This is a genomic window from Cryobacterium fucosi (assembly GCF_004403515.1).
GTDB classification, from domain to species: Bacteria; Actinomycetota; Actinomycetes; order Actinomycetales; family Microbacteriaceae; genus Cryobacterium; species Cryobacterium fucosi.
The window spans coordinates 64186-86996 of the sequence record NZ_SOHH01000075.1 but is presented as its reverse complement, the minus strand read 5'-3'; the positions used below and the strand labels follow the sequence as shown (position 1 = coordinate 86996).

At 65.9% G+C, this 22811-nt stretch carries 18 protein-coding genes and 2 tRNA genes; 13 read left to right on the top strand and 7 right to left on the bottom strand.

Annotated elements, in window-relative coordinates; genetic code table 11:
- Nucleotides 1-23 precede the first annotated feature (23 nt).
- On the bottom strand, nt 24-1691 hold the full coding sequence (locus E3T48_RS11420) for a glycoside hydrolase family 13 protein (protein ID WP_241986778.1): 1668 nt from the start codon (nt 1689-1691) through the stop codon (nt 24-26).
- A 176-nt stretch (nt 1692-1867) separates the two neighbouring features.
- Here E3T48_RS11420 and E3T48_RS11415 point away from each other — a divergent pair, with 176 nt between their 5' ends.
- The 11 genes from E3T48_RS11415 (at nt 1868) to E3T48_RS11360 (ending at nt 12549) form a co-directional block, all read left to right on the top strand.
- On the top strand, nt 1868-3100 hold the full coding sequence (locus E3T48_RS11415; RefSeq protein ID WP_134524167.1) for a sugar ABC transporter substrate-binding protein: 1233 nt from the start codon (nt 1868-1870) through the stop codon (nt 3098-3100).
- Between the two features lie 172 nt (nt 3101-3272).
- Complete coding sequence (locus E3T48_RS11410) at nt 3273-4895, top strand: ABC transporter permease subunit (protein ID WP_134524166.1); 1623 nt, start codon at nt 3273-3275, stop codon at nt 4893-4895.
- Between the two features lies 1 nt (nt 4896).
- On the top strand, nt 4897-5805 hold the full coding sequence (locus E3T48_RS11405; RefSeq protein WP_134524165.1) for a sugar ABC transporter permease: 909 nt from the start codon (nt 4897-4899) through the stop codon (nt 5803-5805).
- Between the two features lie 7 nt (nt 5806-5812).
- Nucleotides 5813-7684: a glycoside hydrolase family 13 protein gene (locus tag E3T48_RS11400; protein ID WP_241986777.1), complete on the top strand. Its 1872-nt coding sequence runs from the start codon at nt 5813-5815 to the stop codon at nt 7682-7684.
- Between the two features lie 85 nt (nt 7685-7769).
- A tRNA-Thr gene (locus E3T48_RS11395) sits at nt 7770-7841 on the top strand.
- 33 nt (nt 7842-7874) lie between these two features.
- A tRNA-Met gene (locus tag E3T48_RS11390) sits at nt 7875-7948 on the top strand.
- A 230-nt stretch (nt 7949-8178) separates the two neighbouring features.
- Entirely contained in the window at nt 8179-8961 is a 783-nt protein-coding gene (locus tag E3T48_RS11385; RefSeq protein ID WP_134524164.1) for a hypothetical protein, read from the top strand.
- A 225-nt stretch (nt 8962-9186) separates the two neighbouring features.
- Nucleotides 9187-9858, top strand: a complete 672-nt coding sequence (locus E3T48_RS11380) for a Fic family protein (protein ID WP_198417664.1) — start codon at nt 9187-9189, stop codon at nt 9856-9858.
- 323 nt (nt 9859-10181) lie between these two features.
- Entirely contained in the window at nt 10182-10802 is a 621-nt protein-coding gene (locus E3T48_RS11370; RefSeq protein ID WP_166789712.1) for a TetR/AcrR family transcriptional regulator, read from the top strand.
- Nucleotides 10803-10850: 48 nt separating this feature from the next.
- Nucleotides 10851-11720, top strand: coding sequence for a hypothetical protein (locus E3T48_RS11365; protein WP_134524162.1), 870 nt, complete (start codon nt 10851-10853; stop codon nt 11718-11720).
- Nucleotides 11721-12168: 448 nt separating this feature from the next.
- A complete protein-coding gene (locus E3T48_RS11360; protein ID WP_198417663.1) occupies nt 12169-12549 on the top strand; it encodes a PNPOx family protein in 381 nt (126 codons plus the stop codon).
- Nucleotides 12550-12944: 395 nt separating this feature from the next.
- Here the strand turns inward: E3T48_RS11360 and E3T48_RS11355 are convergent, their stop codons facing one another.
- On the bottom strand, nt 12945-13859 hold the full coding sequence (locus E3T48_RS11355) for a LysR family transcriptional regulator (protein ID WP_134524160.1): 915 nt from the start codon (nt 13857-13859) through the stop codon (nt 12945-12947).
- 73 nt (nt 13860-13932) lie between these two features.
- Here E3T48_RS11355 and E3T48_RS11350 point away from each other — a divergent pair, with 73 nt between their 5' ends.
- Nucleotides 13933-14928, top strand: a complete 996-nt coding sequence (locus E3T48_RS11350) for a DMT family transporter (RefSeq protein WP_134524159.1) — start codon at nt 13933-13935, stop codon at nt 14926-14928.
- Between the two features lie 52 nt (nt 14929-14980).
- Here the strand turns inward: E3T48_RS11350 and E3T48_RS17625 are convergent, their stop codons facing one another.
- The 4 genes from E3T48_RS17625 to E3T48_RS11330 all read right to left on the bottom strand — a co-directional run bounded on the left by E3T48_RS17625 (nt 14981) and on the right by E3T48_RS11330 (nt 21297).
- Nucleotides 14981-16084: an NADH-quinone oxidoreductase subunit I gene (locus E3T48_RS17625; RefSeq protein ID WP_166789711.1), complete on the bottom strand. Its 1104-nt coding sequence runs from the start codon at nt 16082-16084 to the stop codon at nt 14981-14983.
- A gap of 73 nt (nt 16085-16157) precedes the next feature.
- Nucleotides 16158-19364 (bottom strand): molybdopterin-dependent oxidoreductase, encoded by a 3207-nt coding sequence (locus E3T48_RS11340; RefSeq protein WP_134524157.1) that lies wholly within the window; start codon nt 19362-19364, stop codon nt 16158-16160.
- Nucleotides 19361-20620: an NrfD/PsrC family molybdoenzyme membrane anchor subunit gene (gene nrfD, locus E3T48_RS11335; protein ID WP_134524156.1), complete on the bottom strand. Its 1260-nt coding sequence runs from the start codon at nt 20618-20620 to the stop codon at nt 19361-19363. Before nrfD ends, E3T48_RS11340 begins: the two co-directional genes overlap by 4 nt.
- Nucleotides 20621-20625: 5 nt before the next feature.
- A complete protein-coding gene (locus tag E3T48_RS11330; protein WP_241986776.1) occupies nt 20626-21297 on the bottom strand; it encodes a 4Fe-4S dicluster domain-containing protein in 672 nt (223 codons plus the stop codon).
- A gap of 312 nt (nt 21298-21609) precedes the next feature.
- Here E3T48_RS11330 and E3T48_RS11325 point away from each other — a divergent pair, with 312 nt between their 5' ends.
- Nucleotides 21610-22239: a hypothetical protein gene (locus tag E3T48_RS11325; RefSeq protein WP_134524155.1), complete on the top strand. Its 630-nt coding sequence runs from the start codon at nt 21610-21612 to the stop codon at nt 22237-22239.
- Nucleotides 22240-22310: 71 nt separating this feature from the next.
- On the opposite strand, the gene E3T48_RS11320 is transcribed toward E3T48_RS11325, so the two are convergent.
- A complete protein-coding gene (locus tag E3T48_RS11320; protein WP_134524154.1) occupies nt 22311-22802 on the bottom strand; it encodes a thiol-disulfide oxidoreductase DCC family protein in 492 nt (163 codons plus the stop codon).
- Nucleotides 22803-22811 lie beyond the last annotated feature (9 nt).

Genomic DNA, 22811 nt, shown 5'->3' with positions numbered 1-22811 from the left:
AACCGGGACGCGGCGATGCGGGCCTAGGTCGACAGCCAGGCGGTGGTGTCCCCCGGCAGCGTCCGCCCGGCGAGCGGCTCGCTGGCCAGCAACAGCTCGCCGCCCGGCAACTCGACGGAGGCCGTGCCCGTGTTCGCGATGACGGTCACGTCCCCGTTGCGGAACGCCACGACGTCGTCCGCGAACCCGCCCAGCCACTCCACCGAGCCCAGCCCGAGGGCGTGCTCCCGGCGCAGGCGCAGTGCGAGCTTGTACAGCTCGAGGGTCGACCCGGCGACGCCGTCCTGCGCATCGCGGGCGAGGGGCGCCCACTCCGCGGGCTGCGGCAACCAGCTGGACGAGGTCGGACCGAAGCCGAAGGAGGGCGCGGCGCCCTCCCAGGGCAGGGGCACGCGGCATCCGTCACGGCCGTACCGCTCGCCGTTGGTGCGGAACCAGGTCGGGTCCTCACGGGAGGCATCCGGCAGGTCGACGACCTCGGGGAGTCCGAGTTCCTCGCCCTGGTAGAGGTAGCCGGAGCCGGGCAGGGAGAGCATCAGGGCCGAAGCGGCCCTGGCGCGCTTCAGACCGATGACGGTGTCGGGCAAACCGGCCGTCTTCGGGCCGATTCCGTGCCCCTGGAGGTTCTCCGCGGTGAGGGCCAGGCGGGAGGCGTGGCGCACGACATCATGGTTGGACAGCACCCAGGTGCTCGGGGCGCCGACGGCACTGAACGCCTCGACGGAGTCGTCGATCACGCGGCGCAGGGCCGCACCGTGCCACGGTGTCTCGAGGTAGGCGAAGTTGAAGGCCTGGTGCATTTCGTCGGGCCGCACCCATTCGGCGACGCGGCTGAGCGGGTCTACCCATGCCTCGGCGGCCAGGATGCGTTGCCCGGGGTACTCGTCGAGCACGAGCCGCCAGTCCCGGTAGATCTCGTGCACGCCGCCCTGCGCCCAGTACGGCGCCGTCTCGGCCCACTCGGCGACGATGCCCGGCTCCGGAACCGAGGCGCCGCCCATGCTGCCCCCCTCGACCGGAGGGGTGTAGTCGGGAAGACCGGCCGCCTTGATCATGCCGTGCGCGACATCCACCCGGAAGCCGTCGGCGCCGCGGTCGAGCCAGAACCGGAGCACGTCGCGGAACTGGGCGCGCACCCACGGGTTGTCCCAGTCGAAGTCCGGCTGGGTGGTGTCGAAGAGGTGCAGGTACCACTGGCCTGGCGTTCCGTCGGCATTCGTGACGCGGGTCCAGGCGTTGCCGCCGAAGACGGATTCCCAGTTGTTCGGCGGCAGCTCGCCGTTCTCGCCCTGGCCGTCACGGAAGATGTAGTGCGCTCGCTCGGCGCTGCCCTCCGGGGCCGCGAGCGCGGCCTGGAACCACGGGTGCGCGCTCGAGGAGTGGTTCGGAACCAGGTCGACGATCACCCGGATGCCCAGCTCGTGGGCGGTGCGCTGCAGGGTATCGAAGTCGGCGAGGGTGCCGAAGATCGGGTCGACGTCGCAGTAGTCGGCGACGTCGTAACCGGCGTCGTGCTGGGGAGAGGTATAGAACGGGGACAGCCAGATGGCGTCGATCCCGAGCTCGCGGAGGGCCGGGAGGCGCCCGGTGATGCCGGCGAGATCACCCATTCCGTCACCGTTGGCGTCCGCGAAGGAACGGGGATAGATCTGGTAAATAACTGCGGTTCGCCACCACTCAGTGCCTGTCATGAAAGAAAACCTTACGGCATTCCCCACAGCATGGAAGCGCTTGCATGGCATTCTCCCAAAACGAACCGAACAAATATTTCGTGACCCCAAGCTCTTGAGTTGTCAATCGATCTGCGAGAAGCTATACATGTAAACGCTTGCACATTTGTCAATGTCCTTACGAAAGGCACACACCAATGATGGTGAATAAGAAAGGCCTGCTGGCTGCCGGCGCAGTCGCTGTCGCCGCGTCCCTCGCCCTGGCCGGATGCTCCGGCGCGGGCTCCTCGAAGAGCGGAGGCTCAGATGCGGCCTCCAGCACACTCACGGTCTGGGTCGATGCCGACCGCGCGGCAGTGCTGAAGGACGCGGCAGCGGCCTTCACCAAGGAATCCGGCGTCACGGTCAAGCTCGTCCAGAAGGACTTCGGGAAGATCCAGGAGCAGTTCATCGCCCAGGTTCCCACCGGCAAGGGCCCCGACGTGACCATCGCCGCCCACGACTGGCTCGGCAACTTCGTCGGCAACGGCGTCGTGCAGCCGGTTGAGCTCGGCGACACGGCCAAGGACTTCCAGAAGGTCGCGGTCACCGCCATGAGCGTCGAGGGCAAGACCTACGGCGTGCCGTACTCGATCGAGAACGTCGCCCTCCTGCGCAACACGGCCCTCGCGCCCACCGCGCCGGCCAGCTACGACGACATGATCGCGGCCGGCACAGCAGCCGGAACCGAGTTCCCGTTCCTCGTGCAGGTCGGCCCCGAGTCTGACCCGTACCACCTGTACCCGTTCCAGACCTCCTTCGGCGCCCCCGTCTTCGGCACCAACTCCGACGGCAGCTACAACGCCGGCGACCTGTCCATCGGCAACACCGGCGGAGAGGCCTACGCGGCGTGGCTCGCCAAGGAAGGCGCCGCCGGACACCTGAGCGTGAACGTCACCGGCGACATCGCCAAGGAGAAGTTCAACGCCGGCGCCTCGCCGTTCCTCATCACGGGCCCGTGGAACGTGCCGGACGCCCAGAAGGCCGGCATCGACGTGGCCGTCGACCCGATCCCGTCGGCCGGAGGCCAGACCGCGCAGCCGTTCGTCGGCGTGCAGGGCTTCGTCGTCTCCGCCAAGTCGAAGAACGCCATCGCGGCGAACGAGTTCCTGGTGAACTACATCGGCAGCGAAAAGGTCCAGACCGAGCTGTACAAGGTCGGCGGCCGTGCACCGGCCCTGACCTCAGCCTTCGAGGCCGCCAGCGCCGACCCGATCACCGCCGGTTTCGGCGCGGTCGCGGCCAAGGCCGTTCCGATGCCCAGCATTCCCCAGATGGGCAAGGTCTGGCAGTTCTGGGGCGTCACCGAGGCCGCGATCATCAGCGGCCAGGGTGACCCTGCCGCGCTGTGGCAGAAGATGACGGCCGACATCCAGACCGCCATCAAGTAGTCGCTCCACCGGTCGCCCCGGCTGCCCCGGCCTCTGGTTCGAGGCCGGGGCGGCCCGGCGCGGACCCCGCCGCGCCGCGGCCCGGCCCCGATTTTCCCCTGGCGGCACCACCCGGCAGGCGAACAGATCCACGATCAGATCCACATTGCAGAGCGGCAGAGAGCGGACGAAGATGACCAACCCAGGCACCGAGCGCGACGAGGCGCAGGTCAGAGAGTCGAAGCGCTCACGGCAGGCCGCCCGCATCGCGGAGGCGGCCTCGGCCGGGGTGAGGACGCTCCTGGTCAAGATCTTCCTGCTCGCCATCGTCGACGCGATCAGCGTGTACGCGCTCTTCGTGCTCCTCCTCCGCTCGGACTGGGCCGTCTTCGGCGCCGTGCTCCTGGTCACCCTCATCGTCAACTGGATCTACTTCAGCAAGCAGAAGCTGCCGGCCAAGTACCTGACCCCCGGGCTGATCTTCCTGCTCATCTTCCAGATCTTCGTGGTCGGCTACTCCGGTTACATCGCCTTCACCAACTACGGCACCGGCCACAACAGCACCAAACAGGACGCGATCACCGCCCTGATCGTCTCCTCCCAGCAACGCGTGCCCGACTCGGCCACCTACCAGCTCACGGTCCTCGAGCAGCTCGGCAGCTACAGCTTCCTGGTCACCGAACCCGACGGCACCGTCAGCCTCGGCGGAACGGATGCCCCGCTCCGCCCGGTCACCGACGCCACCGTCGACGACACCGGCAAGGCTGTCGCGCTCCCCGGCTACACGAGCCTCAAGTTCAACGACATCGTCGCCAACCAGGAGAGGATCGCGGCGCTGTCCGTGCCGCTCTCAGACGACCCGAACGACGGAACGCTCCGCACCCCGGACGGGTCGAAGGCCTATCTCTACCTGTCCGACCTCGTCTACGACGAGGCCGCAGGCACGATGACCGACACCAGGACGGACACGGCCTATACCGACAATGGCAAGACCGGGTCGTTCGTCGCCGCCGACGGCACCGAGCTGCTGCCCGGCTGGAAGGTCGAGGTCGGCCTGGCCAACTTCGCCAAGGCGTTCGGCTCCGAATCGATCCGCGGGCCGCTGATCAGCGTGACCCTGTGGACCTTCGCCTTCGCCTTCCTCTCCGTGCTGACCACCTTCGGCCTCGGCCTGTTCCTCGCGATCGTGTTCAACGACCTGCGGATGCGCGGCCGGAACGTCTACCGGGTGGTCCTGATCCTGCCGTACGCGTTCCCCGCCTTCCTCTCCGCGCTCGTCTGGGCCGGGATGCTGAACCCGCAGTTCGGCTTCGTCAACCAGGTGCTCTTCGGCGGCGCCGACATCCCGTGGCTGACGAACGAATGGCTGGCCAAGTTCAGCATCATCTTCGTGAACCTCTGGCTCGGCTTCCCGTACATGTTCCTGGTTTGCACCGGGGCGCTCCAATCGATCCCGGATGAGATCCAGGAGGCCGCCACGGTCGACGGCGCGCGGCCGTTCCAGGTGTTCCGGCTGATCAAGCTGCCCCTGCTGCTGGTCTCGGTGGCCCCGCTGCTGATCTCCTCGTTCGCATTCAACTTCAACAACTTCAACCTGATCTACATGCTCACCAACGGCGGACCCCGCGACGTCACGGCCGGGGTGAACGTCGGAGCCACCGACATCCTGATCTCACTGGTCTACAAGGTCGCCTTCGTCGGCGCCAACCGCGACTACGGGCTCGCCAGTGCGTTCTCGATCATCATCTTCCTGCTGGTCGCGCTCGTGTCCGTCATCAGCTTCAAACAGACCAAGGCGCTAGAGGAGTTGAACTGACATGCGGATCGCAGCCCCCGAAACCAGCGACCTGTACATCCCGACGAAACGACCGTTCCACTTCGGCCGGTGGTTCTCTCGCACCGGCTGGCGCCACCTCGTCGGCGCGATCATGGTCGTCTTCTCCGCCTTCCCGCTGCTGTACGTGCTCTCCGCGTCGTTGCATCCCGGCGGCACCCTGATCACGGCGAATGGCCTCTTCAGCCAGGTCGACCTGGGCAGCTACCAGACCCTGTTCAACCTGCCCCAGCAGCCCTACGCGGCGTGGTACGGCAACACGCTCCTGATCGGCGGCATCACCTCGCTCTGCACCGTGTTCCTCGGCGCTCTCGCGGCCTACTCGTTCTCCCGGATGCGCTTCGTCGGCCGCCGCCCCGGACTGTTGATGCTCGTACTGGTGCAGATGTTCCCGCAGCTGCTCGCCGTGGTGGCCATCTTCCTGTTGCTCAACGGCATCTCCGACATCTTCCCGGCGATCGGGCTCGACTCGCAGGTGGGCCTGATCATGGTCTACCTCGGCGGCGCCCTCGGCGTGAACACCTACCTGATGTACGGCTTCTTCAACACGGTCCCGGCCTCGATCGACGAGGCCGCCAAGATCGACGGCGCCGGCCACGCCCGGATCTTCTTCACGATCATCCTGCGCCTGGTCGCGCCGATCCTCGCCGTGGTGGGACTGCTCTCGTTCGTGGGCACCACCAACGAGTTCGTGATCGCCAGCATCGTGCTGATCACGCCCGAGAAGCAGACCCTCGCCGTTGGGCTGTACCAGTTCGTGTCGCAGGAGTTCTCCAGCAACTACTCCGTCTTCGCGGCCGGAGCCGTGCTCGCTGCGCTGCCGGTGATGGCCCTGTTCCTGTGGCTGCAGAAGTACATCGTCGGCGGGCTGACCGCCGGCTCCGTGAAGTAGCGGTCCCGTGCCCGACCCGCTGGACCGTTCCGTCCTGACGCCCCACCACGACGGCTCGCCGCTCCACGTCTCCACGCCGAATCCCGAACTGGGCGAGAGCGTCACGGTGCGGGTGCGCATCCCCGAGTCGTTCGGAACCGTCGCGACCGTGTATGCCCGCTCCAACCCCGACAAGGAGCCGCGATTCGACGCCGCCAGGCTTCTCGGCACGGCGGACGGCTGGCACTGGTGGGAAGCGGCGATCGTGGTCCTGAACCCGGTGCACGGCTACCGGTTCCTGATCGACCTGGCCGACGGGACCCACTGGTGGCTGAACGCCACGGGCCTGTCCGGCATCGAAACCCTCGACACCGAGGACTTCAAACTGCTCGCCCACCCGGCGGCGCCCGACTGGGCCGCCTCCAGCGTGATCTACCAGATCTTCCCCGACCGGTTCGGGCGCTCCCCGGACGCCGACGCCAGGGAAACACCCGAGTGGGGCATCCCCGCGGACTGGGACGACCCGGTCGACCAGGTCGGCCCGGGCCGCTCCCACCAGTTCTACGGCGGCGACCTCGACGGCATCATCCTGCACCTCGACCACCTGCAGAGGCTCGGCGTCACCCTGATCTACCTCACTCCGGTCTTCCCGGCCGGGTCGAATCACCGTTACGACGCCTCCAGCTTCGGCGAGGTCGACGAGGCGCTCGGCGGCGACGCCGCACTCGTGCGCCTCGTCGTGGCCGCCCACGACCGGGGTTTCAAGGTGATCGGCGACCTCACCGCCAACCACTCCGGCGACCGGCACGAGTGGTTCAGGGCCGCGCATTTCACTCCGGATGCCGCGGAGAGCTCCTTCTACTACTGGCTCGACGCCCAGCACGGCAGCTACACCTCGTGGTTCGGGGTGCCGACCCTGCCCAAGTTCAACTGGGCATCCGCCGAGCTCCGCACCCGCTTCATCGAGGGGGAGGGCTCGGTGGTCGCGAAGTGGCTGCAGGCGCCGTACCACCTCGACGGCTGGCGGATCGACGTGGCCAACATGACCGGCCGCCTCGCCGGGGAGGACCTGAACGCGGAGGTGCGGCAGACCATCCGCCGCACCATGATCGAGGTCAACCCCGACACGCTCCTGCTGGGGGAATCGACCAACGACGCGTCAGCCGACTTCCAGGGCGACGGCTGGCACGGCGCCATGACCTACGCGAACTTCACCCGGCCGCTGTGGAGTTGGCTGTCGCGGCCGGACAGCCCGTCGTCGTCGTTCTTCGGCCTGCCGTACGCCACGATCCCGCAGTACGACGGGCGCCAGTTCGTCGCCACGCACCAGCGGTTCGTCGCCGGCTTCCCGTGGCGCACCCGCCTGTCGACGATGAACGCCCTCGACACCCACGACACGCCCCGGTTCCGAACCCACGCGACCGACGGCGCGGTGCCGGTGGCCTTCGGGATGTCGGTGACGCTGCCGGGCATCCCGATGATCTTCGCCGGCGACGAATTCGGCCTGGTCGGGGTCGACGGGGAGCACTCCCGCACCCCGATCCCGTGGTCGAGCGTGGACTCGCCGCAGGTCGCGAGCACGATAGACCTCTACTCGGCGCTGATCCACCTGCGCACGGGGCACCCCGCGCTGAACGAGGGCGGGATGCGCTGGCTGCACGTGGGCGACGATGTGCTCGTCTACGTGCGCGAAACCGCAGGCGAATCGGTGCTGCTGGTGGCGGCCCGCGCGGCCGGCGAGGCCGTGGTCCCCGGCTGGGCGGTGGCGGGAGCAGAGGCCGCCACGCGGCTTGTCGGGGGCGCCGAACTGCGGGTGGGGGGCGACGGCATCCGCTTCACGGTGGACGGCCCGTCATTCACGGCGTGGGCGCTTCCGGGGGTTCGGGCGCCCAACGGCTGAACCGGTCAACGGGCAGGCAAAGTTGGTGATAATCTTTACCGGTTGCCGAAAAACGAAGGCTCAGCTTCTGCCCGTTGGAAGCTTTGCCCCCTTAGCTCATTGGTAGAGCACTTCCTTGGTAAGGAAGAGGTAGTGGGTCCGATTCCCACAGGGGGCTCAGGCTTGGAAGCTCTTGCAGCCGACAGGCCGTGGCGGGGTAGCTCAGTTGGTTAGAGCACACGGCTCATAATCGTGGTGTCGCGGGTTCAATTCCCGCTCCCGCTACACATAAAGGCCCTTTGACCAGGAATTCATTCGGTCACAGGGCCTTTCTTCTTTGTTGGATACCGCTCAGCTCCGCTCTAGACTCCGGCCTGGGTCTGAGTCTGAGTTTCGGGAAGAACTCCGATGCGCGCCCCCTCTCGGCAGGCAGGGGGTCTCAACTCTGATGCACGAATGCGACACAGCTCCTGATCTGGAGCATTCACGCAACAGTTCGATGTATCGTTGCATCCATGGAAGAAATTATCGACCAGATCATCGAGGGATCCGGGCTGTCCAAGTCCGCTCTCGCGGCGCGGTCTGGGCTCGCGCGTTCCACTCAGTACCGGATACGCGATGGCCTCGTCGACCCGACCCTTGGTAGCCTCCGCGAGCTTGCCCTGGCCGCCGGCTTCGAGCTCGTCCTCTCTCTGGCGCCCCTGTCGGACCCGGATGCCGCGCGTGCAGCGCGGGTCATCCTCGACCCTCGGTTCGAGGCTTCGTACGTCCTGAGCGGAGGGTCAAAGGAAGTCGATGCGTGGGTCGAGCGTCTGCGCCGGTGGGTACCAGGCGGGGACCCGGTGGACATCGTTTGGCAGGCCGGTCAGAGCTCGAGCCTTCTGCACCGACGGGGCACTGTATTTCTGCGCGGCAATGTCACCGAGCTCAAGCTCGCCTCGGCCGGCGACTTCTCCCAGCAGGAGTGGTTTCTCTCCGGCGCCGCTGTTATCGACCGCATCGGCGAGCCTGATGACGACGGTGCTCTTTACGGTGGTGCTTTGCCCGGCACGAGCGCCAGCCCGTACATCGTGCACAGCGCCGATACTCACCGCTTCGCGCGCCTCCTCGACAACATGGAGGAGGTGCGCCCCAACAAGGCCAACCTCATCATCGCCGAGCACACCGATGGTGTGGGGGTGGACTCGTGGGAGGACGGCAAGATCAAGCTCGTCGCTCCGATCCAAGGTCTGATCGACGCCTTCGGCATCGGAGGCGCTCTCGGGCAGGCCGCAGAGCGCATCGCCAGGAGCTGGTGAAGCATGGCTGAGAACAACAGGCCCGACAGTTCGGATAAGCACGGAGCATGGGCCGTCGGCGCCGACCAGTACGCAAAGCGGCCGAGGCGACCATGGCCGGCCAGGCCGACTGGATCGGCCACCTCGACCAATTCGAGAGGCAAAGCCGCGCAGGTCCAGCTCGAGGAGACGGGCATCACCTGGGATCGGTCCGCCGTCGATTGGTCGCTTCTCGAGCGATCGACCGTGGACCGCGTGAGGAGCCGGTTCCGCGCTTCCCTGCCGGAGTACATCTGGGACGCTGCCGCGCTGGAGGGAAACCCGTACACGCTCCCTGAGGTGCAGACCCTCCTCGAAGGCATCACCGTCACCGGGCATCGCATCGCGGACCAGGACCAGATCCTCGCTCTGAACGAGGGGTTCAATCTCACCGACGAGTTCGTCGGCCGCGGCAGGTTCCGCCTCGACAAGGCGACGAGCGATGAGATCCATGGGAAGGTCGCCGTCCATGAGGCGATAGAGTCTGGCCACTTCCGTGGCGAGGGAGCGGCCGGCGGCGGCGGACACGTCAGCATCGGCGCGCTCGGAACCTTTCATGCCTCGGAGCCCGGGGAGAACAGTGCGAACCTCAAGCGAGAATTCCGCCGCTTGACTGACTACCTCCTGGAGGACGTGGGGGACCCACGCGAGCAAGCGGTCGCGTACTTCTGCGCCGCGACGAGGCGACAGTTCTACTTCGACGGCAATAAGCGCACCTCGAAGTTGATGATGGCCGGGCACCTGTTGCAGAACGGCTACGACGCGATCTCCATCTCGGCCAGACGCCAGCTGGAGTTCAACCAGCTCCTCGCTCCCATGTTCGACGAAGGCGACGCCACCGAGATGATGCAGTTCATCATCGACTCGCGCCCGGAGTGACGCCTTCCAGGGCGCCCACCGGGGCGACTTCGTAGCCGGCGGCTCCGACGATCGGGGAGCCAAACGCGCTGATACCGGGCAGGGCGAACGGGCATGGGTCGTGCTCGCCAATCCGGAAGGCAATGAGTTCTGGATACTGGAATCCAAGAATTCCACGGTGGCAGCGCCGAAAGCGCTCTGCAGCGAGATCTTTCCGAATTGTGTAGCCGACCGTTTCATCGTCCCGATTCGGTTCCGTTACGGTGGGTTGCGTAACGTGGTCGACTGTGTTACGTTACCAACCGATACGTAATAGGGAGTTGGGTTTGATGTCAGAGTCGCCCTTGGCACCACGCCGCCCCGGAGGTCGCGGCAGCGGTGTCGGGCGCCCCCGCGACCCGGACATGGATCACAGGATACTGCGGGCCACGGTCGAGTTGCTCTCCGAGGTCGGCTATGTCCGCGTGTCGGTGGCGGAGGTCGCCCGGCGGGCGGGGGTGAGTAAGCCCGCCATCTATCGGCGATGGTCGCAGAAATCCCAGCTCGTCGTCGAGGCGATGGTGACCCAAATGAGCCCTGGCAAAGCACATGATTCGGGCAGCGCCGCCGCCGACCTGCATGCTCTCACCGAACAGCTGATGAATGTTCTGACCCGCACACCGCTCGGGCGCGTGCTGCCCGGTCTCGTGGCAGAGATGGCCGCCGATCCCGTGCTCGCCGACAGCTACCGCGATCTGATCATCAAACCCAATCAGCGGCACTGGCGCGCCGCCGTGGAGCGCGGAATCGCCTCCGGTGAGTTCTCCGGCGACACCGACGTCGACGTCGTGCTGAATACTCTTGCCGGGCCTTTGTACTTCTGCCTCCTCATCACGGGCGATCCCATCGAAGCCGGCTACGCTCGCTCGGCCGTCGACCTGATCCTCGCCCGCTACGGGAATGACATTGCGCTCCCGGCCCGGTGAGCGAGGGCGGTATTGCAGACCAGGAGTTTTGCACGACAAAGGAGAGCGATGATCAGGGAAACTTCGTCAATCGGCGTCGACCGGCGACGCGCCAGCGTCGGAGCCAGAACATGGCTGCGTTTGTCGATCGCCGCCGCCGTTCTGGCCTTTATCGGGAGTGTGATTGGGCTCACCGTGCACGGAATCTATGGCAGTCTGACACCCACTTTTCTGTTCCAGGCGCTGGCACAGGACATCGTCAACACGGTCGTGGTCACTCCGCTGATGGTGCTCTGCGCTGTTATGGCACTTCGCGGATCATATCGCGCATACGTGGTCTGGCTCGGAGCTGTCGCCTTCACGGTGTACAGCTATGTGATCTACACCTTCTCCGTCCCGTTCGGCCCCGTGTTCCCGCTCTGGGTCGCCGTTCTTGGCCTCAGCCTCTACGCCCTCATCGGCGGGTTGGCATCCATCGACATCCCGAGGACCGCTGAACACTTCACAAACGATCGTGCTGTCACAGTCGGGGCGTGGACTCTGGTGGTCGTGGCCGGAATGTTCGCGCTGCTGTGGCTTTCTGAGGACGTGCCCGCCCTGCTCACGGGAGTAAGGCCACAAAGCGTGGTCGAGATGGCGCTGCCGACCAACCCCGTCCACGTCCTCGACTATGCCATTTTCCTCCCCGCCGCACTCGGCGTCGGCATCAGGCAACTTCAACGGCAGGCGTTCGCCTACCCAATCACTGCAGCCTTCCTCGTCTTCCTCCTCCTGACGTGCATGCCCATTCTGATCACGCCGTTCGTGCAGACGGCACTCCACGAACCGGCAGCGTGGGGCATCATGATCCCCATCGGCATCGTGGCGGCGGTCATCCTCGGGATACTGAGTTGGCTTCTGGCGACGGTCCGGACACTGACTGTGTCCCCGGAGATTTGACACAGCGAGGCGATGCACTTGCGATCTTCCTGCCCCATGCCGCGCTGGGAGACGAGTCGGCTCCCCCCGTTGACAGGCCAGGCCTGAACACGCTTCGGCGCTTCTCGATTCCTGGTAGCGGATCGCGATCCCCTGAGCGCACTCTCTCGTAGAGGGTTCCTATGTGACAACACCAGCGGCGGATAGCGGCCCCCAGCCAAACGCGCTCGAAGAGCGTCTCTGACGGGCTGGCGATGGTAGCATCGGCACTGCCAGCCGGGCGGCCGAGCCGCTGTACTGGTGTCGGTCTTCAACACCGGAGAGGCACACCGCTCATGTACGAATTCGTCCACATCACCCGCTGTCAGTTCCGCAGTCGCCTGTCATGATTCGTGAAGATTCCCTAAGGCGCATGTACGCCGGCGGACGCCCGAATCGGTGGGCGCGTTTTCTGAACCGGATCAGCGCGATGGTGTTCTCGCTCGGTGTCGTTGGCCACGGCGCGGTCAGCCTCGAGACCGTCAATCCGAAGTCGCGCACCCTGCTCACGCTGCCCCTCGTGGTCGCCCGCTACGAAGGCAGTGAGTACGCGGTCTCGATGCTGGGGCAGGGCTCGCGGTGGGTGCGTAATGTGCGGGCCGCGAATGGGAACGCCGTCATCCACGCGGGGCGCAGGCGACCGGTGCTGCTCGAAGAGGTTCGGGCGGATGCTCGTGCGCCGATTCTCAAGGCCTACCTGGCGCAAGCGCCCGGCGCCCGACCGCACATTCCGGTCGATCTGTCGGAGCCGGTCGCAGCATTCGAGAGCATTGCAGCCGACTTCCCGGTGTTCAAGATCCGGGATGTCTAATGGGATTTGGGTCGCTAACCTGGCCAGCAGACGATCCGCCCCCGCTGGGTCGGCAACGGAGACGGCTCTCCTGACTCTTCCGCGGGTCGATTCCGTCCGTTGAGCACTGGATTGCGGCCGCCGTGGCTGAGCATCGCGAGGGCGATCAGGGGTGTCGGGTGATCTGAATCCGAAGGCGATGCGGGTGATGAGTCTGATCTTGGTGTACATGGATTCGACGCGTGCACGTTCTTTCACCGTCTCGTGCGTCGAGGCCGGCCCAGGCGGACAGAGGTGTTGAGATCGAATAAGGTCACTTCGCACAGGGAATTCCTAGTCAGACCTGGCTGTGACGAGGTTTCCTAGCGTGGGGCCGACGGTTCTGTCGGGGGTCGAGCGCCGCATCCGTTCGTCGCCTATCCGGCCGGGCGCGCGCCGGCGACCGCGCGCAGCTCGTCGAGCACCCGGCGGACCGAGGCGCGGAGCAGTGTCTCAGGACGGCTGAGCACGTCGATCTGTCGCCCGACGCGCAGGTCGTTGAACGGCACCAGCACCAGGCCGGACCCCGGCGACGGCGCCATCGTGTGGCGCGGCAGCAGCGCGATCGCGGCCCCCGAGGCGACCACGGATGCCGCCATGAAGAACTCGTTGATCCGGTGCTCGATCCGGAGCGGCCGGCCGGCTCTCGCCGCGACGACGTTCACCGCCTCCGCCAGCGGGAAGCCCGGGTGCCCGGCGATCCAGGCCTCGTTGGTGATGTCGGCGACCGACACCGACGACCTCCCGGCCAGGGGATGCCCGGCCGCCAGGGCGACATCGAGCGGTTCGTAGATCAGCGGGGTGACCGTGACCCGGTCCGGCCAGAATGGATCGTGTGGCAGCCGGTGGGCGACGACGAGGTCGTAGTCGGCGACCAGCGCCGGGAATGCCGACCGCGCGACATCCTCGTCACCGCAGCGGAGCGGCGGCAGGGCGGGCCCGTCCGACGCGGCCAGGCGGGAGAGCAGGGGCCCGAACCAGGCCAGGCCGGCGCTGTGGAACGCCGAGAGGCTCACCGGGGTGGCCGGCTCATCGTGGAAGCGGGCGACCGCCTCCTCGGCGCCCGCCATCGCCGTGGACACGGTGGTGGCGGCGGCAGCCAGCGCGGTGCCCGCCGGAGTCAGCACCAGGGTGCGCCCGCTTCGTTCGGTCAGGGCAACGCCCGTACTGCGCTGCAGCGTCGACAGCTGCTGCGACACCGCCGATGACGACACGAACAGCGCCCGGGCCACCGCGGCGACGCTGCCGCGCTCGCCGAGTTCCCGCAAAACGAAGAGCTGATGCAGATCCATAAGTAAATTCTAAAGTGTTGGTTCAGAATTAGCCATCTAGACTTAATGGATGCCGCCCGGGAGCATTGGACCCATGCTCACTCTCGCGCGGCTCGGGCGCTACCGCATCGACGCCGTCCTGCTGCTCGTCGCACTTGTCTGGGGCGGCAGCTACCTCGCCGCCAAGGTGCTCACCGAGCAGGCGAGCGTGGGCGCGGTGCTCGCGCTGCGCTTCCTGGTGGCGGCGTTGGCGCTGCTTCTGATCTGGGCGCTGAGCCGGCCGCGACGGCCGAGCCGGGCCGAGCTGGCCGTCGGCGTACTGCTCGGACTCACCCAGGCGGCGATCCTGTGGCTGGAGACGGCCGGGGTGGCCATCACCTCGGCAACGAATGCCGGCCTCATCATCAGCCTGACGATCATCCTCACGCCGATTCTCGAGTCGGTCGCGGCGCGCAACTGGCTGCCGCGCTCGTTCTTCATCGCCGCGGTGCTGGCGGTCGTCGGTGTGGCGTTGCTCGTGTCCGGCAACGGATTCCGCGCCCCGAACCCGGGCGACCTGCTCGTGCTCGCGGCCGCATTCGTGCGCGCCCTGCACGTCACCATGGTCGGCCGGTTGACCCGTGGCGGCAGGTCTGGCCGCCGGCCAGGCACCCTCATCATCACGCTGGTGCAGGCCATCGTGGGCGCCGTCGTGTTCTGCGCAGCGGATGCCCCGGGCGCCTTGCAAGCGATCGGCACCTTCGGCCCGGCCGCCTGGCTCGGGGTGCTCTACCTCGGCCTGGCCTGCAGCGTCTTCGCTTTCCTGGCCCAGACCTGGGCGATCCGCCGCAGCTCCGCCGCACGGGCCAGCCTGTTGATGGGCACTGAGCCGGTCTGGGCCGTGCTCGTCGGGGTGAGCCTCGGCAGCGAGAGCCTCGGTCTGGCAGTGGTGCTCGGGGCAGGGCTGATCGTCACGGGCACCTCCTGGGGGCAGCGGGTGGAGCTGCGGCACCGACGCTCGGCACCGCTGCAGCCGGCCCCGCAGCATCCGTCGCCCGCCGTCGTCGGCGCAGAGCTGGGAGGGTCGGTGTCTCCGCACCGGAACTCGTGAATCCACGATGCTCGTGCAGTCGTACGGTTCGGTTCAGGGAGCCGAAGGCCGGTCAGCCATAACTGCCCCAGACGTCGTCGAGGACCGAGCGGCGGCTGGAGCAACGCGTGCACGTGCCAGTCTCGCCGGAGCGCAACGCCCGGCCACACCGGTCGCAGCCGGCGAATTGCACCCTGGTTATCTGGGTGGAACCGAATGAGGGGCGGGGTTGGCCGGGGAGGGTGCAGCCGAGGGAGAGCACGTTCTCAGGACACACCCGAACACATTCCCCGCACGCGATGCAGGCCTGCTCGTCGACACCGAGGGTCGACATCGTGGAGGTCTCCCCCCACACCAACGCACCTGTGGGACATACGCCGCTGCAGGCCTGGCACGCGGTACACCCTGGCCCGGCGAATGGTCGGGGCATCGGGGCATGCGGAGCGACGGCAAGAAGAGCACGGCGTGACTCCGAGACTGCACCGGACACCGGCGCCGGCGTCGCGGGCGAGTCCTCCCGACCCTTATCGGCCCTGTGCGCCTTGGGGTCTCCGGCGCGAGGCGCGGGTGCACCGATCAGGCCCCGGATCAGTCCCCTGCGGCTTATGCCCACCGGATCCTTTTTCCTGACATAGTCGGTGTCGGTGAGCGGATCCGCACCCTCCCTGTTCTCACCGGCGGTCACCACGACGACGGTGCGGTCACCCGCGCACTGTGCGGACAACGCCACACCACCGGAAACGGTCTCCTCGACCTGCCGCTCCGCTCCGACGGGGCAGCTCGCGCAGTCACCGCGTACGAGCGTCAGCGTCCCGCCAGGTTCGAGTCGGACCGCGGCGGCAGCGACGGTCTCAGGGTGCACAGCGGCCAGGCAGAGCACGTCGACGGCACTCATCTCCGATCGGGCCGCAGTTCGTGCCGCTCCGCAGCGAATCTCAAGCTTGTCTGCGGCGGTCTCTGCCGCCCTCATCAGCCGCTTGGGTGCGACGCCGACGCCGGCGATCGCTGCCGTCGGACAGGCCACCGTGCAGATGCCGCACCCGATACAGGCGGTGGGATCGAACGCTGGGACCTGTCCCTCTCCCGTGAGATGCAGCGCCGCCTGCGGGCAGGATTCGACGCAGGCGTCGCAGCCCGATCCATGCTTGCGGCTGCACGAGCCGGGATCGATCGTCATCACCCTGCCAGGCCCGTCAAACAGGCTCAGGACACCGATGACCGCACGAACTCCTGTCATCCGACCCGGCCCCCTACCGGACCTTTGCCAATTCGACCCACGTGTCGAGCTGAGCCGCGCCCCCGCCGATGGGGTCGTTGATGCCCCCGCCGCCCGAGTTCACATCATCGTCGAGAAGAGCGTTGACCTGGAATCCCTCGCTGCGCGCGCCGGCGTAACCGGTTTCCTCGTGCATCGGGGTGATTCTTCGTGCGGACTGGCCGTGGCCGTAGCGGGCCGGAGGATTGACCTTCTTGCCATCGATCTCCACCGCGCTGGCGAAAAAACCTCGATGGCCGAAGGCAGCGTCGGCACCGACCACGCCGGGCCGAATGCTTTCTACGACCATGACAATGCCCTCGACCACGGCCGTGGCCGACGTCAGCTTGACGCGATCTCCGCTCTCGATACCCCGCGCCCTGGCATCCAGGGTGTTGACCCAGACGAAGTTCGAGGGACGGACCTCGCGCAACCAGGCATCGCCGATGGTCCGGTGAGTGCCCTGACTACGGGATTTCCAGGTGATGAAGTGAAGTGGCCGGCCGCTTCTGTCCACCGGCTTTCCATCAGAACGTAGTGGGGGCCGTACCCCTGCCAGCCCGTCGAAGGGTTTCCCCGTGATGGAGTTCCTGGTGGCTGGAAGCTTTGGATTGTAGAAGTCGCACTCTCCGGCGTATCTGTGCCTCAGCCACTCTCCCTCGTAGCCGTCGGCGCGGTCCGGGGTCGCCCCGTCGAAGCGCCCGCCCCGGTTGAGCACGTAGACCACCTTGCGCCACTCTTCCGGCGTCACCGCTTTCTTCCAGGCGCGTTCGTCGAAGGACTTGCCCAGCGCTTTCGTTCGCGCGGCCGTGAAGATCCGCAGTTCCTCCGCATCGGCATCCGGAACCGGGGGATCCTGGAACGCGACATTCGCAGCCATCTTGAGCCAGTAGTCCTCCACAGTGTCGAAGCTGGCCCCCGGCCCGAAGGCATCCTTGCCGACCCCAGGAAGGCCCATGGCTTTCATCAGGTCCAGGTAGAACTGTTCGACCGGACGGGGACCCTCGAATGCGAGAGTGGCCGGCTGGCCCAGCTGGGTGGCCATGTACTGCTGGCTGGGATAGATCGACTCCTGGGTGAATCGCTCCAGGTAGGTGAGGTCCGGCAGCACATAGTCGGCATACAGGGAGGAGTCACCCATGGTGATATCGAAGCTGACCACGAGCTTGATCTTGTCGACCTTTTTCATGATCTCCGCGAGGCGTCTCGCACCGGGCTGAGAGTTCAAGGGACTGTGCCGGTGCATGAACAGTGCGTTCAGGCTGTAGGGATAACCGGCGTTGGCACTGGGCAGGACCTCGTGGGCGAGGTTGCCGGCGAAGGGGTACCACGGCCGCTTCGCCGGGTAGCCGTCTTCGCCGAAGAAGGGGGAGTCCTCATACTTGACCTTCTCGCGGGTGATCGGCACGCCCCATGCCGGATTGGCGTTGGGGACGGTGTTCAGATCGTAGCGGCCTGCAATCGGGTCGAAGCGCCGGCCGGTTCCGAGGTGACCGCCCTTCCAATCGTGGTTGCCGATCAGGAAGTTGAGGTAGCCGATGGCGCGCACGGTGTCAAACCCGTTGGCGTGCATGGCCGGACCCCGATAGGCCATGACGGCGGCACGCTTGCCGTGGTTGGTGAAGTCGTGGCCGATCTGGGCGACCGTCGCGGCGTCTGTGCCTGCTTCGGCGGCGTAGTCGGTGATTTCTCGCTCACGCAGGCGGTCGACGAGCAGACGGAAGACGGACTTGACCCTGACTTTGCCCCCCGGCGTGTCTACTTCGGTGTCCACGTCGAGGTCAGCGGGCGTGGTCACGGTTGCTGCGCCCTGAGGCGTCCCGTCGACGAGGACCACCCGCTCGGCCTCGACGGGTTTGCCGCCGGGCAGAGGCTTGGCGGCCACCGCCCTTCCGATGTCGACCATCGTCAGCTTGCCCTTGGTCGGCTCGTCAACCTTGACCAGGTGGGTGGCGTCCGACCAGGTCGGTTCGCCGATGGCCGAGGCGGCGTTCTTTCCCGCCGACCTCAGATAGGCCGCATCGTATCGGTTGTTGTCGACGATCCAGCGCGCGATTGCGAACGCGAGTGCGGCATCGTGTCCGGGTTTCACCGGGACCCACAGATCGGCCTTCTCGGCCGTCTTCGACATGCGTGGGTCGATGACGCACATCTTCATGCCGCGCTCTCGTGCCGCGCCGATGCGTGGAGCCAGCCAGGTGGGCCCTTTCTGGGCGGTGAGGGGCTCTGTTCCCCACACGATGAGATACTCCACATAGTCGATGTCGGCATACATCCGCTTGTGCCCCGTGGTCGGGTGGCTCAGGGCGTTGGCAATGACTCCGGTCACGCCGCAGATGCCTCCGTGGTTGAACTGGTTGATCGAACCGAACCCGTTGAGGCTCATCCGCTCGCCAATCAGCTGCATGCGGTCGCCGCCGAGGATCGTCATAAGGTTTGACTTCGGCCCAAGCTGGGGGCGCTTCGGGTCGAGGAGCTTGGCGCCCCATTTTCCCTCGAACTCAGCCGCCGACAGTGCACCGGACCCGACCTTGGCCCAGTCGGCCATCACGGGCTGCTTGGGCGCATACGCCCACCACGATTTCAAGCCGGTGGTGCCGATGTCCGCGGCACCGTCGAGCACCTCCTTCAGCGCGCGTTCCCACGTGATCGTCCGCCACTTTCCGCTACCGCGTGGGCCGACTCGCTTCAGTGGTTGAGTAATGCGCTTCGCATCATGCACGGTCTGGATGCCGGCCTGGCCCTTGAGGCACGCGATGCCGCCGCTGCGGGACTTGGACTCCAGGGCCATGACGCCCAGGCCCTTGACGGCATCCGCCGGGGTTGTCCCGTAGGGGATCGGGCCGATCGGTTGAGTGGTGAGCGGGCTGTACGGGTTCCCCGCGATCTTGCGCACCAGCGAGGTGGCCCCGCTTTCACCGGGGTCGGTCAGGCGGACCTTGATGGTGCAAAACGTATTGCACTGCATGCACATCGTGTAGATGACGTCCTCTGGCCCATACGCATCGTTCGCGGCACCGGTGCCGTGCGCGGTGGGTTCCAGGTAGGGGTCCTCGAACCCGTCCTTGAACATGCCGCCCACGACGGCGACGCCACCAACGGTCGCGGTGCCACCGAGGAAGAGTCGACGGGTCAGGCCCGATTTGGTCGTCTCCTCGGGTGCCGTCGTTGCAGCCTTCTCGTCAAGTGTCTTGTCGGTCACGCCTTCACTTCCTTTTCGGGGGAGACCATGGAGTCTTCTTCGAGCTCGTCAACGGGGTCCGGCTCGTGGATGGGCATCCACTCGGCAATGAGGCTGTAGACCAGCATCCCGCCCGCGATGAAGAAGGCGGATGAAGCCCACTCGACCAGAGTGGGGAAATAGTCGTTGGAGGGGTAGCCCTCGATGATCGGCGGAATCAGCGCGGGAACCACGATGTTGAACCGTACTGCGACAATGCCGATGACCACCATCGTGGCAGCCAGAACGACCGCAGGCGTGTTCGCGCGAAAGCGCGGCACCACCAGGATGACGAAGGGAATGATCATGCCGCACAACAGCTGCACAATCCAGAACGACCACCAGAATGGGCCGGTCGTCATCACGGTGATGATGGACAGGTCCTGGTGCTCCGAAGCCAACAACGGCACGACGAACTCATAGAACAGGAGACCGAGGTCGACTGCGAGCACTCCGGAAAGCACAACTCCGAGGCCATTCAGGAGCGACTTGCTGGGGCGCCGATAGCTTGCACGCGATTGCCAATAGTGCACCAGGATGAGCAGAGCCGTACCGGAAACCATGGCGCTGACCACGAAGATCACCGGGAAGAGTCCGCCGAACCACATGCCTCGTGCCTTGACCACGGCGAAGATGGTTCCCGTGCCACCATGCACACCGAAGATCGCCAGCGGCAGCCCCACCGTGCCGAGGATCTTGAGCCAGCGCAATGACTTCTTTACCGACCACACCATTCGTTTGTGCACACGGAGCGCGATCACCAGCTCAGCGGTGAGCAGGGCGATGTAGATGACGTAGAAGCGGACCTCCCAGGACAGCGGGCTGGTCCAGTGGAAGAAGATCAGGGTGATGGGGCCGCGCTCGAAGCGCCCGAGGTCGAAGCCGACGAAAGCCAGCGCCACACCCATGCTGACAATGGCCGACAGAAGAGCGGCCCGCCCGATCCGCTCGAACTGGTGCATCCCGAACACGTAGACCAGGGAAGAGAGGAGGAAGGCGCCGGCGGACAATCCGACGAAGAAGATGTAGAAGGCGATCCACGCACCCCAGGGCATCTGGCTGGTCAGGTCTGTGACGGCCAGGCCCTCCGACAGCCGCAACCAAACCGGCCAGGCGGTCGCCAGCATAACGACACCGAGGAATCCGTACCAGACCGGCTTGTTCCGCCTGACCCTTCCGTCCGTGTGATTGCCGGCCTGGATCGATTCAACTGTGGATGCTGCGGTGCGGATTGACATTGTCCTTACCTGAGGTAGTAGACACGGGGTTTGGTGCCGAGTTCTTCCTTGAGGCGGTAGGCCCGAGGGTCTGCGACCAGCTTGGAGACCTTGGAGTTCGGGTCGTTCAGGTCGCCGAAGTAGCGGGCATCCCCGATGCAGGTTTCACAGCACGCCGGCTCTTCGCCGTGCGCGAGCCGATGCACGCAGAAGGTGCATTTGCGCACCGTTCCGACAGGGGGCTTGTAGCTTCCGCGAGCGCCTCGGTCCACTCCCCACTCGGGCGATTGGACGTCGTCATACCCCTGCATCTCGTCGGAATAGGTTTCACCGAAGTCGAAGGATCGGGCGCCATACGGGCACGCCGTGATGCAATACCGGCAGCCGATGCAACGATCGGCGTCGATGACCACCGTGCCGTCGTCGGCCTTGTACGTTGCGTTGACCGGACACACCGCCACGCACGGTGGTTCATCGCACTGCATGCAGGGCCGCGGCACGTTCACCCGGCGCACATTGGGGAATGTCCCCTGTTCGTCCTCCAGGACGACGTTGTAGCTGATCCCAGGAGGAGTACGATTCTCCGCCTTGCAGGCCACCGTGCAGGAATCACAGCCCACGCACTTCTGCAGGTCAATCACCATCGCCCATTGCGGGCCATCCGGTCGCTTACCTATGGACACATCGGTTTTGGTCACAATTGACTCGCTTCGACGTTGAACCCGATCAACGCGCTTAAGGTGGCGTGCCCGGCTTAACCGACGCTAGCACGAGCGGGTGGTGTTATCAGACCACACGTGCACCGGGTCTAGTGTGGAATGAAGATCGATCATCGTGATGGTAACCGGCCGAGGATTTCTGGCACGCTCAGAGGACCGAGGCTTCACCGCTCCCGAGGAAGGGAACAGCTCCATGACTGTGGCGAATTGGCATCTTCATCGGATCCGCTGTCCGCTGGGCCTGGACGCAGCTTGACGCACTACGAACCAAGTCGAACTCCGGTTGGGGCTGTGTCCGCGCCTGTGCCCGCCGGTCATATTACTGCGCCGGACGCAGCGACGCGGAACGGCGTCGCGACTGTCGCCGGAGTCCGTGCCCGCGGCTGGCGGGTGATCGCTGAGCTGTTGACCGAACCCGACGGCAACCTTGTAGAACGGCTGCGGAATGGCGACCTGGTTGGCGAGCTGAGGGAGAGCGTTCAGTGGCTGGGCGATGACGCCGGCCGATTCATGGACGGCTTCATGGTTTTGGACATCTTTGGCCGAAGAGCTGGTCGTCGCACGGTCGAGGAGGAACTCCACAATCTCCATGCGGAGTACGTGCGGTTGTTCCCCGACGGCCCGCCGGCGCTTACTGAGCAGTTGCGCGAGATGGCGGCCCTGGCCGAGGCAGAGGCAGAGGCGTGGAGCAGGGGCGACTATGAGACCGGCAAGACGATGCGGGTCCAGCAGAACGCGCGCCTTGAGGCCGAGATGGTGGACACTGTCCCTGCCTGGTGCGTCGAGCTGGACGATCGGGCTTCGCTCATGCTGTACAAGCTCACCCCGCGACTGCTCACGTCTTACCTGACGGTGGAGAGCGGACGAGATTTTGATCGCGTCGTCTTCTACCGGGGCAGCCTCTTGTCGTTCGAGGACTAGGAACAGCCGTCCACCGGGGGCGCGGTCAGAGGCGTAAGCCTCTGCAACGGTTCCTGATCTCTCTGGCCACCTCAGGGCTGCTGGGTGCGACAGGCCGCGGTGCCACCCGGTAGACGGTGACGGTTGCGGTAGAAGACTGGTTGGAGGTGGTTCAGTAGCCGTGAAATACCCGGGGCAATCATCGCACGACCGAAGAGCGGATACGGATTGCGAGCCGTGCGCAGCATCCCGGCCATCGCGCCGACACCGACTACGTGGCTGCGATCTGCTCGAACGAGCACGGGGCCTTCGAGGCAGGTCGCAAGAGTCACGTCAAGGGCGTCCAGGTCGACTGATTGGTAGGTTGCGAAGTCGATCGGTGGAGCGATGCGGCTCTTGATCCGGTCGATGGCATTTTGGCACAGCCCGCAATCGCCGTCGAAAAGGAATAGTGGTTTCGTGAAGATGAGGAAGCCTTCCGTGTTGGCACTCTTGATAGAGGCGGCCCCATTGGACAACCCGCGGTTGCGATCGTACGAGCACGTGGCGGTGTTGTTGCGGTGGTTGAGCTGGCCGATGGACACCGATCAGTA

What these genes read in the sequence shown, in the direction of transcription:
- E3T48_RS11420 (WP_241986778.1), bottom strand. Translation starts at nt 1,691, where the DNA reads ATGACAGGCACTGAGTGGTGGCGAACCGCAGTTATTTACCAGATCTAT.
- E3T48_RS11415 (WP_134524167.1), top strand. Translation starts at nt 1,868, where the DNA reads ATGATGGTGAATAAGAAAGGCCTGCTGGCTGCCGGCGCAGTCGCTGTC.
- E3T48_RS11410 (WP_134524166.1), top strand. Translation starts at nt 3,273, where the DNA reads ATGACCAACCCAGGCACCGAGCGCGACGAGGCGCAGGTCAGAGAGTCG.
- E3T48_RS11405 (WP_134524165.1), top strand. Translation starts at nt 4,897, where the DNA reads ATGCGGATCGCAGCCCCCGAAACCAGCGACCTGTACATCCCGACGAAA.
- E3T48_RS11385 (WP_134524164.1), top strand. Translation starts at nt 8,179, where the DNA reads ATGGAAGAAATTATCGACCAGATCATCGAGGGATCCGGGCTGTCCAAG.
- E3T48_RS11365 (WP_134524162.1), top strand. Translation starts at nt 10,851, where the DNA reads ATGATCAGGGAAACTTCGTCAATCGGCGTCGACCGGCGACGCGCCAGC.
- E3T48_RS11360 (WP_198417663.1), top strand. Translation starts at nt 12,169, where the DNA reads ATGGTGTTCTCGCTCGGTGTCGTTGGCCACGGCGCGGTCAGCCTCGAG.
- E3T48_RS11355 (WP_134524160.1), bottom strand. Translation starts at nt 13,859, where the DNA reads ATGGATCTGCATCAGCTCTTCGTTTTGCGGGAACTCGGCGAGCGCGGC.
- E3T48_RS11350 (WP_134524159.1), top strand. Translation starts at nt 13,933, where the DNA reads ATGCTCACTCTCGCGCGGCTCGGGCGCTACCGCATCGACGCCGTCCTG.
- E3T48_RS17625 (WP_166789711.1), bottom strand. Translation starts at nt 16,084, where the DNA reads ATGACGATCGATCCCGGCTCGTGCAGCCGCAAGCATGGATCGGGCTGC.
- nrfD (WP_134524156.1), bottom strand. Translation starts at nt 20,620, where the DNA reads ATGTCAATCCGCACCGCAGCATCCACAGTTGAATCGATCCAGGCCGGC.